Origin of the sequence: Pannonibacter carbonis, assembly GCF_003012935.1 — a bacterium.
Lineage (GTDB): Bacteria > Pseudomonadota > Alphaproteobacteria > Rhizobiales > Stappiaceae > Pannonibacter > Pannonibacter carbonis.
The window spans coordinates 75,896-93,345 of sequence record NZ_PUDR01000002.1; the positions used below are offsets into that span (position 1 = coordinate 75,896).

The 17,450-nt window shown below is 63.3% G+C and carries 14 protein-coding genes; 9 read left to right on the forward strand and 5 right to left on the reverse strand.

Annotation, left to right across the window (positions count from 1 at the left end):
- Position 1: 1 nt before the first annotated feature.
- Together C8348_RS02605 and C8348_RS02610 are read left to right on the forward strand one after the other, a co-directional pair.
- Positions 2-931 (forward strand): sulfite exporter TauE/SafE family protein, encoded by a 930-nt coding sequence (locus C8348_RS02605; protein ID WP_106751722.1) that lies wholly within the window; start codon positions 2-4, stop codon positions 929-931.
- Positions 928-1,704, forward strand: coding sequence for a TIGR02186 family protein (locus tag C8348_RS02610; RefSeq protein ID WP_106751723.1), 777 nt, complete (start codon positions 928-930; stop codon positions 1,702-1,704). The genes C8348_RS02605 and C8348_RS02610 overlap by 4 nt, the downstream gene beginning before the upstream one ends.
- A 16-nt stretch (positions 1,705-1,720) precedes the next feature.
- Here the strand turns inward: C8348_RS02610 and pdeM are convergent, their stop codons facing one another.
- Both pdeM and C8348_RS02620 read right to left on the reverse strand, forming a co-directional pair.
- The gene (pdeM, locus tag C8348_RS02615; protein ID WP_106751724.1) at positions 1,721-2,446 is read right to left on the reverse strand and encodes a ligase-associated DNA damage response endonuclease PdeM; all 726 of its coding nucleotides are present in this window, start codon (positions 2,444-2,446) and stop codon (positions 1,721-1,723) included.
- Positions 2,443-4,971 (reverse strand): ligase-associated DNA damage response DEXH box helicase, encoded by a 2,529-nt coding sequence (locus tag C8348_RS02620; RefSeq protein WP_106751725.1) that lies wholly within the window; start codon positions 4,969-4,971, stop codon positions 2,443-2,445. Before C8348_RS02620 ends, pdeM begins: the two co-directional genes overlap by 4 nt.
- A 108-nt stretch (positions 4,972-5,079) precedes the next feature.
- On the opposite strand from C8348_RS02620, the gene C8348_RS02625 reads away from it, so the two are divergent.
- Together C8348_RS02625 and C8348_RS02630 are read left to right on the forward strand one after the other, a co-directional pair.
- Positions 5,080-6,108 (forward strand): ligase-associated DNA damage response exonuclease, encoded by a 1,029-nt coding sequence (locus tag C8348_RS02625; RefSeq protein WP_106751726.1) that lies wholly within the window; start codon positions 5,080-5,082, stop codon positions 6,106-6,108.
- Between the two features lie 123 nt (positions 6,109-6,231).
- Entirely contained in the window at positions 6,232-6,657 is a 426-nt protein-coding gene (locus tag C8348_RS02630; RefSeq protein ID WP_106751727.1) for a DUF4440 domain-containing protein, read from the forward strand.
- An 84-nt stretch (positions 6,658-6,741) separates the two neighbouring features.
- Here C8348_RS02630 and C8348_RS02635 read toward each other — a convergent pair whose 3' ends face one another.
- Positions 6,742-8,760, reverse strand: a complete 2,019-nt coding sequence (locus C8348_RS02635; protein ID WP_106751728.1) for a DEAD/DEAH box helicase — start codon at positions 8,758-8,760, stop codon at positions 6,742-6,744.
- Positions 8,761-8,944: 184 nt separating this feature from the next.
- Between C8348_RS02635 and C8348_RS02640 the strand changes: the two genes are divergently transcribed.
- From C8348_RS02640 to C8348_RS02650, 3 genes are all read left to right on the forward strand, one after another.
- Positions 8,945-10,573 (forward strand): cisplatin damage response ATP-dependent DNA ligase, encoded by a 1,629-nt coding sequence (locus tag C8348_RS02640; protein ID WP_106751729.1) that lies wholly within the window; start codon positions 8,945-8,947, stop codon positions 10,571-10,573.
- 71 nt (positions 10,574-10,644) lie between these two features.
- Entirely contained in the window at positions 10,645-11,265 is a 621-nt protein-coding gene (locus tag C8348_RS02645) for a 2-hydroxychromene-2-carboxylate isomerase (RefSeq protein ID WP_106751730.1), read from the forward strand.
- Between the two features lie 95 nt (positions 11,266-11,360).
- Positions 11,361-11,936 carry a hypothetical protein gene (locus tag C8348_RS02650; protein ID WP_157950363.1) on the forward strand — a complete coding sequence of 192 codons (576 nt, stop codon included), beginning with the start codon at positions 11,361-11,363 and terminating at the stop codon, positions 11,934-11,936.
- Positions 11,937-11,963: 27 nt separating this feature from the next.
- Here C8348_RS02650 and C8348_RS02655 read toward each other — a convergent pair whose 3' ends face one another.
- Both C8348_RS02655 and C8348_RS02660 read right to left on the reverse strand, forming a co-directional pair.
- Positions 11,964-12,833, reverse strand: a complete 870-nt coding sequence (locus C8348_RS02655) for an acyl-CoA thioesterase (RefSeq protein ID WP_106751732.1) — start codon at positions 12,831-12,833, stop codon at positions 11,964-11,966.
- 72 nt (positions 12,834-12,905) lie between these two features.
- Positions 12,906-13,862: an alpha/beta hydrolase gene (locus C8348_RS02660; protein WP_106751733.1), complete on the reverse strand. Its 957-nt coding sequence runs from the start codon at positions 13,860-13,862 to the stop codon at positions 12,906-12,908.
- A 344-nt stretch (positions 13,863-14,206) separates the two neighbouring features.
- Between C8348_RS02660 and C8348_RS02665 the strand changes: the two genes are divergently transcribed.
- Both C8348_RS02665 and C8348_RS02670 read left to right on the forward strand, forming a co-directional pair.
- Entirely contained in the window at positions 14,207-14,875 is a 669-nt protein-coding gene (locus C8348_RS02665) for a response regulator (RefSeq protein ID WP_198646900.1), read from the forward strand.
- Between the two features lie 171 nt (positions 14,876-15,046).
- On the forward strand, positions 15,047-17,449 hold the full coding sequence (locus C8348_RS02670; RefSeq protein ID WP_106751735.1) for a putative bifunctional diguanylate cyclase/phosphodiesterase: 2,403 nt from the start codon (positions 15,047-15,049) through the stop codon (positions 17,447-17,449).
- The last annotated feature ends 1 nt before the right edge of the window (position 17,450 follow it).

Consider the following 17,450-nt stretch of genomic DNA (forward strand, 5'->3'; position numbering starts at 1 on the left):
CGTGCAGATCTACCTGCCCATCGCCGAAATCTCGGTGAATATGTTCGTCATCTTCGGCATGGGCGGTGCCGTGGGCTTCCTGTCGGGCCTGTTCGGGATCGGCGGCGGCTTTCTTCTGACACCCCTGCTGATTTTCTCCGGCATTCCACCCGCAGTCGCCGTTGCAACAGTGACGACGCAGATCGTCGCCTCGTCGTCGTCGGGGGTTCTGGCCTACTGGCGGCGCGGAGCCATTGACACCAAAATGGCGACGGTGCTGCTGATCGCCGGCATCGTCGGATCTGCCATCGGGGCCTGGCTGTTCAAGATCCTGCAGAGCCTTGGCCAGCTGGATGTCGTCATCTCGCTGTCCTACGTGACTTTCTTGGGTGCCATCGGCAGTCTGATGCTCGTTGAATCCATTGGCGCGATCCGCCGCCGGCGGACGGGCACCGGCCGTGTGGCCCGTCTTCCCGGGCAGCACAACTGGATCCATGGCCTGCCGTTCAAGATGCGGTTCCGCCAGTCGAAGCTCTATGTCAGTGTCATCCCGATCCTCGCACTTGGCTCCGGCATCGGCTTTCTGGGAACGGTTTTGGGTATCGGCGGCGGCTTCATGATGGTGCCGGCACTGATTTATCTGTTGCGCATGCCGACCAGTATCGTCGTCGGCACCTCGCTGATGCAGATCCTGTTCACAATGGCAGCGGCAACCATCCTGCACGCCATGACGACGCAGACGATCGACATTGTCCTCGCCTTGCTCCTGATGGTTGGTGGGGTGATCGGTGCGCAGTTTGGCGCCCGCATGGGACAGAAGCTGCGCGGTGATCAGTTGCGCCTCCTGTTGGCGCTTCTGGTTCTTTCGGTTGGCGTCCGCTTTGCCGTTGATCTTCTGGTTACCCCTGACGAGTTCTTCTCGATTGCGGTTAAGGGAGGCGCGGGCACATGAGTGGTCGCTGGTTCTTTCTGGTCGCCTCGCTGGCCCTCGCGCTGCGTCCGGTTCCGGCGACAGCAGAGGAACTGGTGACGTCCCTGTCCTCGAGCGAGGTGCTGATCGAGTCCAATTTCACCGGCGCCCAGATCGTCATCTTCGGACAGGTTGACCGGGACAAACAGACGGTTTCGCGGCCGGGCCCCTACGATCTTGCCGTTGTCCTGCGCGGCCCGGACCAGATCGTTACCACGCGCCGCAAGGACAGGCTGCTCGGTCTCTGGGTCAACCGCGAGGCCGAGACATTCTATGAGGTCCCGTCCTTCTATGTAATGTCCTCGACACGGCCGCCCACCGAGATGGGGCATCGGAACATGCTGGAGAAATATGGCATCGGCATCAATTACCTCAATCTGCCGATCAGCCCGCAATCCGAAGTCCAGGTGTCAGAGCGCGACGATTTCCGTGACGCTTTTCTGCGCCTTCGGCGGAAGCAGGGTGTTTACTCGGAACAGGCCGGCAAGGTGGACTTCCTGACCGAGAGCCTGTTCCGGACTACGATTTCCTTGCCGGCAACCACACCGGTCGGGGTCTACTCCGTGGATACCTTTCTCCTGCACGAGGGAGCCATGCTGGCGAGCCAGACAAAGGCGCTGACGGTTGCCAAGACTGGCTTCGAGCAGGCAGCCTTTGACCTGGCGCACCAGCGGCCAGCGCTCTACGGCATTCTGGCGGTCATAACTGCGGTATTCACCGGCTGGCTTGCCGGTGTCATTTTCCGCAAGGATTGAGGGTCGCTCTATGTCGTCAGTCGGCGATCAGTTTCGCGGCGGTAAAGGGGTAAAGCCTGTCCGCGCCAAGCATGAAGGCTGAAAATCGCCGGGGCGGGAACACGCTAGCAAAAGCGCTGTCCATCACGTTTAGCCCGCCGGTGAGGGCACCAAAGGCAGGCAAGACCAGCCGGTTGCCGTCAGTGGCAAAACAGGGGCGCCGGATCGACCGGCCGTAGCGCCGGACTTTCGCAGCCGGGTGCAGATGGCCACAAACCTCACCGGATTGCGGCCCGCTCTGCGGCTCATGGCGGAAGGTGAGGTCACCAAGCGTCATTTCGTCCACGCATTCGCCGCACAGGCGAACAGGCGCCACCGGATCGTGGTTGCCGGTGACCCAGATCCATTCCCGATTCAGCTGAAGTGTGGTGAGGAATGCGCGATACGGGGCCGGAAGCCTGTCGGACCCTTCCGCGTCATGGAAACTGTCGCCAAGCGCGATGACGCGTGCTGGATCGAAGGCGTCGATGACCATGGCCAGCCGTTCGAGTGTTGCCGCCGTGTCATAAGGCGGAAGCATCACGCCGCGCCGGGCATAGGACGAACCTTTCTCCAGATGCAGGTCGGCGACAACAAGCGTCTGTTCCTCGGCCCACCACGCGACGCCACTGTCATGCAGGCCCAACTGGGTCCCGCCAACGGCGATGTCGTGGCAGACGGGAGCCACCCGTCGGAACTGTCCTGCATTCCTTAGCGCCGTCATGCCAGGGCCTCCCCGATCAGGTCATCCGCCGCCTCGGCCAGGATTGCATCCTGCGCCTCGCCATAGACCGGTTCGCGCCCGATTTCCAGCAGAACGGGAACGGCAAGCGGGGAAACGCGGTCGAGCGGAGTATGCGTGATTCGACCCCTGATCCTGGCCAGAAGTTCGCCGAGCCTCGAGATATCCAGAAGTCCTTCCGCCGCGTCGTTCCAGGTTGCGGTCAAAAGGATGTGGTCGGGTTCGTGCTGGCGCAGGACATCATAAATGAGGTCCGAGGAAACGGTGATCTGCCGCCCGTTCTTTTCCTGGCCCGGGTGGCGCCGCTCGATCAGGCCGGCAATCACGGCACATGTCCGGAATGTCCGCTTCATGAGGCTGGAATCCGCCAGCCAAGCATCAAGGTCATCCCCGAGAATATCCTCCTCGAACAGGGCGTCTAGCGACAGCCTGCCCGTGTCGATCAGCAAGGACAGGTCGCTGAGGCACCAGATCGACAGCGCATAGTCATTGGCAACAAAGCCCATCGGCTTTGCGCCCAGCCGCTCCAGCCGGCGCGTGAGCAGCATCCCGAGCGTCTGGTGCGCAAGCCGGCCCTCGAAAGGGTAGCAGACCAGGTAATGCTTGTCGGAACGCGGGAATGTCTCGACCAGCATTCCGTCGCGGCGCGGCAGCACGGACTTCACCCGCTGCAGTTCCAGCCAGTCCCGCACCTGACCGGGAAGCTGGCTCCATTGCTTCGGGTCGGCAATCAGACGGCGCACCCCGTCGGCCAGATAGGTCGAGAGCGGGAACTTGCCGCCCTGGTAAGACGGGATCATCGGGCTGGTTGCACGGGCGCGGGACACATAGGCCTCGTTCTCTAGGATCGTCTCGAAACGGAGGATCTCGCCGGCAAACAGGAATGTGTCACCGGGTGTCAGTTGCTCGACGAACCATTCCTCGATCTCGCCCAGCACCCGGCCACCACGGCCCAATGGTGTCTTGCGCCCTTCCGCCTTGCTGCGCACCATCCGCACCTTGAGCATGGGCGCCTCGACAATGGTGCCGACGTTGAGCCGGTATTGCTGTGCAATCTTCGGATTGGCGATACGCCACAACCCGTCCGGTCCCAGTTTCAGTTTTGCGTATCGGTCATAGCTCTTGAGAGCATAACCGCCGGTGGCAACGAAGGCGATTACCTTGTCGAAGGTGGACCGGTCGAGGTGGCGATAGGTTTCGCAGGCGCGGATCTCATTGAACAGCGCATCCGCATCGAACGGCGCAGCACAGGCAACGCCGAGCACGTGCTGTGCAAGCACATCCAGCGCTCCCTTGCGCAGCGGCGGCGTGTCTTGCCCGCCGCAGAGCGAGGCCTCCAGAGCGGCGCGGCACTCCAGCACCTCGAACCGGTTGGCTGGCACCAGCACGGCCTTCGAGGGCTCGTCCATCCGGTGATTGGCGCGGCCGATGCGCTGCGCCAGCCGGCTGGCTCCCTTCGGTGCACCGATGTTGATGACCAGATCGACATCGCCCCAGTCAATGCCCATGTCGAGCGAGGACGTAGCGACGATGGCCTTCAACTGTCCTGAGGCCATGGCCGCCTCGACCTTGCGGCGTTGGCCGACGTCCAGCGAGCCGTGGTGAAGGGCGATCGGAAGGGTATCCTCGTTGATCTTCCAGAGGTCCTGGAAAACCATCTCGGCCTGGGAGCGTGTATTGACAAAAACCAGCGTCACGCCGTGCGCCTTGATCAGGCTGTAGATGTCAGCCAGCGCATACCGCGCAGAGTGGCCGGACCAGGGCACGCGTTCGGCCGAATCCAGGATAGCGATATCGGGTGCCGCACCGCCCTTGACGCTGACCATCTCGCTCAGCCGCCGCTTGCCTGGCTCGATCTGTGCCATCAGAAAGGCGCGCAGGTCATCCGGCTCTGCCACCGTCGCGGACAGGCCGACCATGCGCACCTTGGGTGAGAGCTGGCGCAGCCGGGCAAGGCCAAGGGCCAGCAGATCACCGCGCTTCGACGTGACGAGGGCATGCAGCTCGTCGAGGATGACGGTCCGCACATCGGCCAGCATCGCCATCCCGCCGGGGTCAGACAGCAGCAGGGCGATCTGCTCCGGCGTGGTCAGCAGGATGTCCGGCGGCACCAGCTTCTGCCGCTGGCGTTTGTGCGTGGGTGTGTCTCCGGTCCGCGTCTCGATCCGTACCGGCAGCCCCATCTCGGCGACAGGCGCTTCAAGGTTGCGCGCGATGTCGACCGCCAGCGCCTTCAACGGAGAGATGTAGAGCGTGTGTACCCCTTGGCCGCGGTCGCCTCTGGCCGCCCCGGGCTTGCGCCGGGACATATCGGACAGTTCGATGAGGCTTGGCAGGAAGCCGGCCAGCGTCTTGCCCGCACCGGTTGGGGCGATCAGCAGCGTCGATGCCCCTTGCGCCAGTTGCTCGATCAGCGCGACCTGATGCGCACGCGGGGTCCAGCCCCGCGCCTTGAACCAGGCACGGAAACAGTCAGGCAGGCACGTTGGATCAGGCGTTGCGGTCATGGCCGGCGAATGTAGGCGGGGCTGGCAGGAAAGGGTAGGGGGCAATCCGTCCGCGCTGTTGTGGTATGTTGCTCTGGTAAATCCCGAGCCGATGCCTATCCTCCAGCCATGTCCAGTTTGCTCACCCTGACGCCGGAAGGGCTCTACTGCCCGGCAGCCGGCCTGCATATAGATCCGGTCCGTCCTGTGGCGCGGGCGGTCATCACCCATGCCCATTCCGACCACGCCCGGCCCGGCCACGGCGCGGTGCTTGCGACGCGGCAGACGCTGGACATCATGGCTTTGCGCCTGGGTGAGGGCTTTGCGGGAACCCGGCAGGCCCTTGCCTATGACGAAACTGTCAACGTCAATGGCGTTCGGCTGCGGCTCGTTCCGGCCGGCCATGTGCTGGGTTCGGCCCAGGTGGTGCTGGAGGCAAGCGGCGAGCGGGCGGTGGTCTCCGGCGACTACAAGCGTCAGGCCGATCCGACCTGCGCACCGTTTGAACTGGTCCCTTGCGACACATTTGTCACCGAGGCGACCTTTGGCCTGCCGGTGTTCCGCCACCCGCCAATCGCCGGCGAAATCGCCCGGCTCCTGACCTCCTTGCGCCTGTTTCCCGAACGCACCCATCTCGTCGGAGCCTATTCGCTTGGCAAGGCACAGCGGCTTCTGGCCGAACTGAGGGCTGCCGGCTATGAGCGGCCGATCTTCCTGCATGGGGCGATGGAAAAGGTGACGGCGTATTACATCGCCCAGGGTGTCGCTTTAGGTCCGGTCGAACCTGTCGGAACGCGGGGAAAGGAACTCGCCGGGGAAATTGTGCTGTGCCCGCCCGGCGACTTGGGGGGGCGTTGGGCGCGGCGGTTCGCCGATCCCGTGACAGCCGTTGCCTCCGGCTGGATGCGTGTGCGCGCACGTGCGCGCCAGCGCGGCGCCCAGTTGCCGCTGATTGTCTCCGATCACGTCGACTGGCCGGATCTGTGCCGGACTGTGGAGGAAACCGGGGCAGGCCAGATCTGGGTGACGCACGGGGCTGAGGACGCCCTGTGTCACTGGTGCAAAACCGTTGGACGGGAAGCGCGACCTCTCAATATGATCGGATATGGGGAGGAAGAGGCTGATTCTTCTCCGGTACCGGCATTGGCGCCCGCATGACAGGCGGGATTTGACCGGCTCCGGGCCTGTCCGTCCCCTGGCCTTGCCGGCCGTTGCCCGCCTGCCTTGCGGGCCAGTCCTGGCCAAGACCCTAGCACCGGACCAGAGCCCAGGACTGAAGACATGGCTGACGATCGCTCCCCAGACCCCGCAGAAACCGGTGACGCGCCCACCGCCCTTGAGGATGGCATTGCCGGTCTGTTTGACGACTACCTCACCGGCTTCAATGATGCAGATGCCGACACGCTCATCGACTGCTTCTACCTGCCGGCGACCATCTGGCAGATGGACAAGGGGTATGTCTTCGATGACGAGGAAGACCTTGCAGAGAACATCGAAGCGCTGCTCGAAGCGCTCGACAAGGAGAACATCTCCTTTTCCGAGTTCTCGGTCGTATCCGCCCATATTTCCGGCACGACGGCGCTGGTCACGCTCGACTGGCGCCAGGAAAGCTCTGATGGCGAAAGCGTTTTCGAGTTCACCTGCCACTATCACCTGATTTTCGATGGCGACGACTGGCGCATCGCCATGATCGTCAACGAGCAGTAAAACGCTCAGGTCTTTGTGGCTCCTTTGAACGAAAAATGCCCGGTCCAGGACCGGGCATTTTGATGTCAGGCTTGAGTAGCGGTCTCAGGCGTCGCGCTTCTTTGGCTTCTTCTTCACGGCTGTTGCTGCGCCGGGGCCGGCCTTGCCGGGTTTCTTGAAGCCGCCTTCCTTGAAGGCCGGCTTGTTCTTGCGCGGAGCAAAGTCACCGTCCGGTCCGGACTTGGCCTTCTTCGGACCACGGGCGAGCGGAGCCTCATCCATCGGCGTGAAAGCGGGATGCGTCGGACGCGGCTCGTCGTCTTCGAAGCGACGACGCTTGGCCGGGCCACCGGCACCACCGCCAAAGCCACCACGGCCGCCAGACCGTTCGCGGGCATTTTCATAGCGGCTGCGGCCATCGCCATGTTCACGGCTGTTTTCGCGGAAGGCCGGGACCTGGCCGGCGCGCATATCCGTCACTTCGATGGACACGCCGCGTTCGCCCGAGCCATCCCGCCGGATCACTTCGGCGTATTTCTCGGCGTGGCTGCCGGCGATTTCGAACAGGGTCTCGGTGCCGCCGATCTTGATGGCACCGACTTCCTTCTTTGTGACATGGCCGGCGCGGCAGATCATCGGCAGCAGCCAGCGCGGATCGGCGCGGTGCTTGTGACCCAGGGACAGGCGGAACCAGATGCCGTCCTCGAACTTGTTGCGCAGTTCCTGCGACCGCGCGCCGCCGAAATCCTCATCGCGCTGGAACCGTTCACCGCGTTCCCCGCGCTCGCCGCGGCCACCGCGCGATTCAAAGGAATCCTCGGTCAGTTCTTCCGGAGCCGGCAGACGGGACTGATACAGACGGACGAAAGCGGCTGCGATCCGTTCGGCGCCATGCACCTCCATCAGCTCGCGTGCGATGTCCAGATCTTCTTCCTCGGCAGCCTCGGCCAGAACCGGATCGGCAAGCAGGCGTGCCTTGTCCTGGGCGCGGATGGCGTTGGCCGAGGGAGCCTCGCGCCATTCTGCCTTGACGCCGGCTGTCTGAAGCAGGCGCTCGGCGGTGCGTCGGCGGGTGAAGGGAACGATCACCACGCTGGTGCCCTTGCGCCCCGCGCGGCCCGTGCGGCCCGAACGGTGCAGCAGGCCAGCCTTGCCGGTCGGCATGTCGGCGTGAATGACCAGATCAAGGTTCGGCAGATCGATACCGCGCGCGGCAACGTCGGTGGCCACACAGACGCGGGCCCGGCCGTCACGCATCGCCTGCAGCGCGTGGGAGCGCTCGGCCTGGCTGAGCTCACCCGAAAGCGCTGCAACGGAAAAGCCCCTGTTGCCAAGGCGCGAGGTCAGCCGGTTGACAGCCTCACGCGTTGCGCAGAACACGATGGCCTTCTGGGCTTCATGATAGCGCAGCACGTTGATGATGGCGTTTTCGCGCTCGTTCGGCACCACCGGCATGGCGACATAGTCGATGTCGACATGCTGCTCGCGGGCGTTGATGGTGGTCAGCCGCACCGCGTTGCGCTGGTAGCGCTGTGCGAGATCGGCAATCGGTTTCGGCACGGTCGCCGAGAACATCAGCGTGCGGCGGTCCTGCGGCGCGGCGTCGAGGATGAACTCGAGATCCTCACGGAAGCCGAGGTCCAGCATCTCGTCGGCTTCGTCGAGAACGATGGCACGGATTGCGGACAGGTCAAGCGCACCGCGCTCGATGTGGTCACGCAGGCGGCCCGGAGTGCCGACGACGATATGTGCGCCACGTTCCAGGGTGCGCCGCTCGGCGCGCGGGTCCATGCCGCCGACACAGGAAGCTGTGTGCGCTCCTGCCTCTTCGTAGAGCCAGGTCAGTTCGGCCTTGACCTGCAGCGCCAGTTCGCGGGTCGGTGCGATGGCGAGAGCCAGCGGCAGACCGGCCTGTGGCAGCCGATCCTTGTCGCCCAGCAGCGTCGGGGCCAGGGCGAGGCCGAAGGCAACCGTCTTGCCGGAGCCGGTCTGTGCGGAGACCAGCAGGTCAGCCTCGGCAGGAGCTTCGGAGAGAATGGTCTCCTGCACGGGGGTGAGGCTGGAGTAGCCGCGCTTCGCCAAAGCGGAGGCCAGCGCCGGAGAGACGGCGTTTGTATCGATCATGCGTGTCTTTCGTGAAGGGGGCGGGCGAGCGGAATGCTACCGCAAGGGCCGGCCAGATTTTTCAACTGCTCCTATACTTCAAACTGCGCCTGCCGTCCACCAAAGAGCGGACAAAGCTGCGTCTTTGGTTGAGATTGTCACGTGAAGGCCTTTCCGTGCCAGTTCGGCGCTCTAAGATGCGCCCATGGAAGCCTTTGCCCGCCTGCTTGACAGTCTCGCCTTCGAGAGTTCCCGCAATGCCCGTGAGGCCTTGCTGGTGGACTATTTCCGGCGCACGCCCGATCCTGATCGCGGCTATGCACTCGCTGCGCTCACCGGGACATTGTCCTTCCGCACAGCCAAGCCGGCGGTGTTGAAGGCCCTGGTCAGTGAACGGTCGGATCCGGTGCTTTTTGCTCTGTCCTATGACTTTGTCGGCGATCTGTCCGAGACGATTGCCCTCATGTGGCCCGCGCACGGCACGGCCGGTGCTGCGGCTGTCCGGTTGTCGGAGGTCGTAGAACAATTGAGCGCGGCCGGACGCGCCGATGCCCCGCGCCTGATCGCGGCATGGCTCGACAGCCTGGATGAGACCGGCCGCTGGGCCTTGCTGAAGCTGGTGACCGGCGGCTTGCGGGTCGGTGTGTCGGCGCGCCTCGCCAAGACGGCGCTGGCAAGGCTTGGCAGCGTCTCCGTCGACGAGATCGAGGATGTCTGGAACACGCTGGAGCCGCCGTTCGTCCCGCTGTTTGCCTGGGCCGAGGGGCGAGCCGCGAAGCCGGAGAGCCGGGATCCGGCCCCGTTCCGGCCGCCCATGCTGGCCCATCCCCTTGATGAGGCCAGGGACTTCGAGCAACTCACGGCGAGCGATTTCATCGCCGAATGGAAATGGGACGGCATCCGCATTCAGGCTGCGGCCGGGCACGAGAGCGGGGCCTGGCATCGCCGGCTCTATTCGCGCTCCGGCGACGACATCACGGCGGCCTTTCCGGACCTTCTCGAGCATCTGTGCTTTGACGGTGCCATTGATGGCGAATTGCTGGTGGTTCGCGATGGCGAGGTACAGCCATTCTCCGATTTGCAGCGCCGCCTCAACCGCAAGACGGCAGATGCAAAGCTCATGCAGGCATTGCCCGTCGCGATCCGGGCCTATGATCTCCTGTCGGAGAATGGCGAGGATTTGCGGCCCCTCGGCTTCTTGCGACGCCGGGCGCGGCTGGAGGCGCTGTTGCAGCGGCTGCAATCGCCGCGAATCGATCTTTCTCCGCTGATCCCCTTCCGCGACTGGAGCGAACTGGCTGCCGTGCGGGCAGAGCCTTCCGCGCGCCTGTCTCCTGCGGATGCGGCGGCGGTCGAAGGCGTCATGCTCAAGCGCGCGCAGGCGCCTTATGTGCCTGGCCGCCCGAAGGGGGAATGGTTCAAGTGGAAGCGCGATCCATTTCTCGTCGACGCCGTGCTGATGTATGCGCAGCGCGGCCACGGCAAGCGGTCGTCATACTACTCCGACTACACCTTCGGCGTCTGGCGTGGGGCTGAACTGGTGCCTGTCGGCAAGGCCTACTTCGGTTTCACCGATGAGGAATTGCTGCAGATCGACAGGTTCATCCGAGCCAACACGGTTGGCCGCTTCGGTCCGGTCCGGGAAGTCATGCGCCAGCCGGACAAGGGGTTGGTGCTGGAAGTGGCTTTTGAAGGGCTGAACCGGTCCAGTCGGCATAAATCCGGTCTTGCCATGCGCTTCCCGCGCGTTTCGCGTTTGCGCTGGGACAAGCTGCCAGCCGAAGCGGACCATATCGAAGCTCTGGAGGCGCTCTTGTCCGCCACGCGAGCGTGACTTGCTTTTGATCGCGCAATCGCGACACAGTCGCCGCCTTGGGACTGGCACCTGACGCTTGGGGGAATTTTATGTCGGTGACGATTGAGTATTTTTACACCCACGTGTCTCCGTGGGCCTATTTCGGCCATGCGGCGTTTCTGGACCTCGCCACCCTGCATGGCGCGCGAGTCGTGTTTCGCCCGGTCAATCTCGGCGGGGTATTTGATGCCTCGGGCGGCATGCCACTGGCCAAGCGTCACCCGGTTCGCCAGGCTTACCGTTTGATCGAATTGCAGCGCTGGCGCGACAAGCGCAACCTGCCGCTGACCATTCACCCGAGCCACTTTCCCGCTGACCCGACCCTCGCAGATTGCTGCGCCCTTGCCCTTGTCGAGCAGGGTGGGCCAGTGGGCGCCTTTTCAGACAGGGCCTTCCGTCATGTCTGGGCCGAAGAGGGCGATCTAAATGACCGTGCCAGCTTGGCGAGGCTTGCGGAAGCCGTCGGAGCCGATGGCGAGCAAATGCTGGCCCTGGCGGACAGCGCCGCGATCAAGGCCGTCTATGCAGAAAACCAGGCCCGCGCTGTCGAACTCGGGGTGATAGGATCGCCGTGCTATGTTCTGGACGGTGAGCCCTTCTGGGGGCAGGATCGTCTGGATTTGTTGGCCGATGCCCTCGTAAGTGGACGCGCGCCCTACAAGCCTGTGTAATTCCCGCCGTCCTTTCGACATAGACGGGTGTTACGGCTATGCTGCATCGCGGCCTCTCGATGCAGTGAGCGGCAAGCGTCTTTGGAGAGTGTGCAATGGCACGGATCAGCCTTTTGGCATGTCAGGGAAAACGAGCTGCTCGCGCCGGCGGTCTGGCTCTGTTGCTGGCGCTCGCCAGCCTGACCGCCGCCTCGGCAGAGGGGCAGGCCCTGAAGGCGCCTGCCCTGGTTACCGGAGACGATCCGCAACGCTTTGCGCTGATTGAAGTCGAGGGAGAGTATCTGCGCCTCGACCGCCGGCTGGGCGATATCAGCACCTGCAAGAAGCTGAATGATGTCTGGCGTTGTTCGCCTGCGCCCGATGCCGGGCTTGCCTATCTTGCGGAGATCGAACGCCTGTCAGCGGAAGTCACGGAGTTGAAGGCACGGCTCGCCAGTGTGGGCAAGACCCCGGGCGATGGCGCAGCCCAGATGCCCCTGACCGGCAAGCCGGAACAGGAAGCGCCGAACGCCGAGACCCCTAAAAACGAGCCCCTGCGCAGTCCGCGCTTGTCCGAGAAGGACGAGAAGGAACTGGAGCAGGTGCTTGGCTTCACCGAAATGGCCATGCGCCGGTTTTTCGGCCTGATGCGCGAGTTCCAGCAGGATATGGACGGAACCGCGCGCCCCTGACCGCTTTCTCCCTGGAGGCGGATGCGTCTAGTCCATCTTGATGCGCAGGATCGCTTCCCGGTGATCAGCGCCAAGCTTTATGGCCTTTCGCGTTTCCTGGTGCATCGGCAGTACGACGGCATCGCACAGGGCCACAAGACGCGCTGTCCGTGCCTCGAACAGATGGTGGCGCATCGAGAATGTGCTGGCCTGGCAACCGGTGATGCCGCTTGCCACGATGACGCTGTCGCCAGCCTTGACTGGCCCCGCCCAGGACAGTTTCATCTCCACGGCAACCCGGCCGGCCTGCATTGATGCCAGCGTGGCCCGGTTCAGCGGTGTGCGCTCCCAGACGAACGGCGCTGCTTCGGTAAAGCAGCCCAGCACAAAGCCGTCGTCCGCCTTGCCGTCCGCACCCAGATGCCGCGACAGGACTGTGGCCCGGTGACTGATCTCGGCCCCGCTCCCGAGGATGCCGTCCAATGTCGAGCGCAGGCTTGCCGGGGTTGCCGAGAGACCGCGCGGCGCCGCCGCCTCCGGCATCGGGCCCTGGCTGTCCTTGAACCGGGTCCGCAACGTGCGGGCCGCTTCGAGTGCCGGATTGTAGCCGTCAATCGCCGTGGCGATCAGAGTTCCGCTGGTGGCATCGCGCATCTCATGGACGATGGTGAGAATATGCGGACCGTCGAAACAGACATAGGCGCTCACACGCAACAAGGTTCCGGATTGGGCTTCGTGATGATAGCGAACATGCCGGACACGCCGCGCTCCGACGAGAGACTCGCTGAAACCGGTCATAAGGCGAAACTGACGTTCGGATTCTTCAAAGCGCGAGAAGTAAAACTGCACATTCAGATGGGCGTTCTCGTCAAGCTCCCAAGCGTTGACGAGAGATAGCAGTGTATCGTGAGCTGGCATGGTCCGGGCAGTTCCGTTTCTTTGTGCAGACAAATACGAAGCGGCCGAGACCTGGGTACGGCTCAACCAGCCTCACTGCATACTTACCCTGAGGAAATTATCAATGAGATTGTTGCTTTCTAGTGAAATAGAAAGCCCAAAACTCTGGAAGACATGGCATCCGCCGGGGAAAATCCGGACTTCCGCCTTGTTTCCGCAGCTCATCCACCGGCTTGCCATGAACAACGTATCGTCCAGCAGAGGGTCACGGGTGCCGACCACAAAGTGGGCCATCGGCATGTCCTTGAGGTCCGCAATGAGGGGCGAGATGTCCGGCTGGGCCGGATCATGTCCGTGGCTCAGGTAGTGGCGGACGAACATGTCGAGGTCCCGGGTGTTCAGGACAAGTTTCTCGTTGCCCCAGGTGCGGGCGCTTGGCGTCAGGCGCAGGTCGAAGCAGCCTGCGATGAAGACAGCGGCGCGGAAGGGCGTTATCCGGTGACGGTCGCGCAGCCGCAGCAGCGTCGCCGCGGCCAGGTTCGCGCCTGCACTGTCACCGCCAATGGCCAGGTGCGAGATCCCGAATTCGGCGCGGCCTGGTCCAGCAAGCCAGAGTGCGGCGCTTTCACAATCGTCTGGCCCGCAAGGGTAGGGATGTTCCGGGGCGAGGCGATAGTCGACAGAGACTGCGATCAGGCCGGTGCGGTCGGCAAGTTCGATGAGCCGGGCGTCCTGAAGGTCGGCACCGCCAAAGGTCCAGCCGCCACCATGAATATGCAGGAATGCCCCGCAAGTCTCGCCAATCGGTTTCAGGATCCGCAGCTTTACCGGACCATGCAGGCCATCGATGACCCGGTTGATGGCTCTCGGGCTTCGCTCGGGTGGCGGGAACGGCCCAAGCCCCTGTTCCCGTCGTTCGCGGACGACCTGTGGGGGAAAGCTCCACTGGTCCGGCAGGGCGGCAAGCCGTGTCGCCAGGTCATGGTTGAAGGCACGCGTCTCCTCCGCCACTGCAGCGGGATCAAAGATGGATGGGTCAAGCGTGAACATGCGGCCTCGCAAATCTGGCATCAGCCTATCGAGGCTAGAGCCTGGCTTTCCAGCTGCCAAGCAGGTCGCACCGATATCCCAAGAGCTTCAGGCAGAAAGCCTGCGTGCACCTGATCTGCGAGGCTTGCACATGTGGCGCGCTGGCAACATAATCTGCCGCGCTTTGCGGTTGCGGGAGGAGGCCGGACCGCAAGGCGATACGGTGTCATTTTATAAACATGCACCCGCCGCGAGCTGGGGTGCATGCAAAGGCCGACGGGACCGGACCAGATGCACTGCGCAAGGGACTTGCACGGCAAGCGCCTGGTTGGAAGAAAAGCAGGCCACAAGGGGGGCAGAGGGTTTTGGCAGATACCAGCTACCAGTTCATTATTGCGGATGATCATCCGCTTTTCCGTGGTGCGCTGCGCCAGACCCTCGAGATGCAATATCCCGGTGCGCAGATCGTGGAAGCAGGCGCCCTGGAGGATGTGACCCGCCAGCTCGATGGCGAGGGCGATATTGATCTCGTCTTGCTGGATCTGACCATGCCCGGGATGCGCGGGTTCTCCGGCTTGATGTATCTTCGGGCGCAGTTTCCGTCGGTGCCGGTTGTCATCGTGTCGGCGAACGAGGAAGCCGGCGCGATACGCCGCAGCATTGAGTTTGGCGCTTCGGGCTTCATCCCGAAGTCGCGCGGCATTGAGGTCATTCGCGAGGCGATCGCCGCCGTCATGCTGGGCAATATCTGGACGCCGGCCGATGTGGATGTGACGACGCCCGACGAAGGCGCGGATGTGGTTCGCCGTCTGGCGACCCTGACGCCACAACAGGTCCGCGTTCTGATGATGTTGTCGGAAGGTTTGCTGAACAAGCAGATTGCCTATGAGTTGTCGGTGTCCGAAGCGACGGTGAAGGCTCATGTCTCGGCCATTTTGCAGAAACTGGGCGTGGAAAGCCGAACCCAGGCCGTCATCGCCGCCTCGAAGATTGAAGCTGGCCAGTGGCAGATCACCGAGAATGACAACGGTTGACCGCATGCGCGGTTGAGCGAGTGGACGAGCACCACTAACTGCTGCCGCAAAACCGGCACCATTAATCCGCGTTTGCCAATCCACTTTACCTGCCATTCATGACAGGTGCGGTACACCTGACCTTGGGGAAACAGAACAAGGGTCCATGCGCAAAGGCGTGGTCGGGGTGGAATGGTCAGCTGGTTCAAGGGCGGTGCCGGGGTGTTTACCCGGTTGCGCAACATCTTTCCCGACCCGGTTTTACCGGGCCATCAGGAGAGTATGGTCGAGCGGCAAGCCCTTGCTGTCGCCTTCGGCGGCTCGGCAGGTGATGAGGCCCTGACGCGCCGCGTCCATGCGGCGCAGGTCGGGGCAATCCTCCGGCTGGCGCCCTACACGTTTTTTGCCAATCTGTTCAATCTTGTGATCATGTTCCTGGCGCTGGCCGGGACGTTTCCGTTCTGGCTCGCCATGACCTGGGCGGCTGCTGTTCTTGTGGTTCTCTCGTTCGGGCTGCGGTCCTGGTGGAGCAATCTGAAACGGCCGATTGTAGCGGCCTCGCCGCGCGCCTTGCGGGCAGCAACATACCACTCGGGTATTCTTGCCGCCTTGTGGGCCTGCGGGCCGCTGGGCGTGATGATGACGGATGATCCGTCGAAGTTCCTTGTTATCGCCTGCATTACCACCGGGATGATTTGCGCCGGAGGATTTGTTCTCGCAACCGTTCCAGCCGCCGCAATAACGTGGGTTGCCGTAATTGCGGTCTCTGCGGCCTGCACGTTGGTGGTCGAGGACACGCCGGTTACCCTGTCGATCCTGATCCTGCTCGCAACCTATTGCCTGATCGTCATAGGCTCGGTGATCTCCACGTCCCGGCTGTTCGTGACCCGCTTCATGGTCGAGGCGGAACTGCACCGACGCGGCGAAGTCATTCATCTGCTTCTGAATGACTTCGAACAGTCATCCAGCGACTGGTTGTGGGAAACCAATTCGGCCGGGGTGCTGCAACGCGCTTCCAGCCGCTTCAGTGAAGTCTGCGGCTTGCCTCCGGAGGCCCTGCAGGGACGGCGGCTGAGCGAGATGCTGTCCGGAGCCAAGGATCCGGCCAATGGCTGGGGTGTTCTCGCCGAGTTGATGGAGCACCGTCAGGCCTTCCGCGAACATCCGGTTCCGGTCAAGATCCGCGGTGAGGCGAGGTGGTGGGCCCTGACTGGCCGTCCTGCCTTTGACGAGCGTGGGCGCTTCAAGGGCTATCGCGGCGTCGGGTCGGATATCACCGAGTCCCGCCGGGCGCAGGATCTCGTTACCTACATGGCCGAACACGATGCCCTGACCGGCGTGGGCAATCGCAACTGGTTGCTCTCCCGCGCCCAGGACGCCATGGCCGAGGCCTATGCCGAGGGAACCACGCTGAGCCTGCTGATGGTTGACCTCGACAATTTCAAGGCAATCAATGACACACGGGGCCATCCGGTCGGTGATGAAATCCTCAATCGGGTTGCACAGCGGTTCAAGTCGGTCTGCGACGGCCGGGCGGATCTGGCCCGTATCGGCGGCGACGAATTTGCCGTGCTTCATCTCAGTTCCTGCCGGGAGGAGACCGAACGCCTCGCGACCCAGCTGATCGAGATCCTTGACCAGCCGATTACGACAGAACATGGCGGGCACGCGATCGGGGCCACCATTGGCATTGCCTCCACTCCGGGCCACGCCGAAACCATCGAAGACCTGATGCGGGTTGCAGATATTGCGCTGTACCGGGCCAAGCGCGCTGGGCGCGGCCGGGCGCTGTATTTCGAAGTGGAAATGGAGCGCGAGGTTCGGGAGCGGCGTGAACTGGAAAACGCCCTCCGTTACACGCTTGAACGCGGCGGCCTGTCGCTGGCGTTCCAGCCAATTGTCTCGGCCCGCACCGGCGAAGTGGTCTCCTGTGAGGCGCTTTTGCGCTGGGAGGATCCAGGTTTCGGCACCGTTCCGCCCTCCCTGTTCGTCCCTGTTGCAGAAGAAGCAGGATTGATTGTGCCGATCGGCTCCTGGGTCCTGCAGGAAGCCTGCCGGCGGGCCATGGCCGCCGACCCCCGGATCGACATTGCCGTCAATCTCTCGCCCCTCCAGTTTGCAGCACCCGGCCTGGTCGATACGGTGCGGCAGGCCCTGGACGCGTCCGGCCTGCCGCCGCAGCGACTGATTCTCGAAATCACGGAATCCGTGCTCATCCAGGACTTCGGCTCGACGGCAACGACGCTGGCCGAGCTTGCGGCCCTTGGTGTGCGCATTGCACTGGATGACTTCGGCACCGGCTACTCGTCCCTGTCTTATCTGCGCCAGTACAAGTTTGACCGCATCAAGATCGACAAGTCCTTCGTGGCCGAGATCGGGCGCGGCGGCGAGAGCATTGCCATCATTTCCGCGGTCATCATCCTGGCGCGCAGCCTCGACATGGAAGTGACCGCCGAAGGTGTCGAGTTCGAGGCCCAGGCCGAGATGCTGCGTCTGATGGGATGCGACACGCTCCAGGGTTATTACTTTGGCCGCCCCGCCGCTGACTTCCCGCAAACGGTTCCCGTAACCCCCGTCCGCCAGGCATCGGCCTGAT